1 protein-coding gene is annotated in these 556 nt (G+C 43.0%); it reads right to left on the bottom strand.

Annotated elements, in window-relative coordinates:
- Positions 1 to 9 precede the first annotated feature (9 nt).
- Positions 10 to 556: VTT domain-containing protein (locus tag R7Z50_RS30015; RefSeq protein WP_318150088.1), on the bottom strand; the 547-nt coding region annotated here is incomplete at its 5' end.

The raw sequence follows: 556 nt of genomic DNA, 5'->3' as shown, positions 1-556 counted from the left end.
TCACTAAGCTCATACTTCCTCTTCCATATTCAATAATTCAACACGACTTTTAATATGATCTCGATAGAGAAACCCTGTGAGTACCGCGCTAACGATACCAAAGAAAATACTGAGATATATCATTGTATTACTCGATGAATGAATACCAGCGCCCATCAATGCGAAGATGATAATTTGAGGCAAGTATCCCAACAGACTGGCGGAGATAAAGGCAAAGAACGGCACTCGGACACTACCCGATAAAACGTTGGTCACGACGTTATTCCCAATCGGAAACAAACGTAGCAAAAGGATTTTGTAAAACGGCTTACGACTCGCAAATGAATTAAAACGCGTCATTTTTTTCGGGAACCTTCGATATAGCCAATTTCCGATGAGAAAGCGCGCGCAGGCGTAGTTAAATGACGCCCCAAAAACACAAGCAAATAAGGTGATAAACACGCCTAATTGGACGTGGTATAAATAGCCGAGTACCAATCCGATGGCTTGCTTTGGTCCACTCAACGACAAAAACACCACACTGAATGTGAAGATGACCACATGCCCTAAAGCCCCG

This window comes from Vibrio sp. 1249-1 (assembly GCF_033340495.1).
Note: the sequence above shows the minus strand (reverse complement) of the source record. Positions and strands in the feature narration are given on the sequence as shown.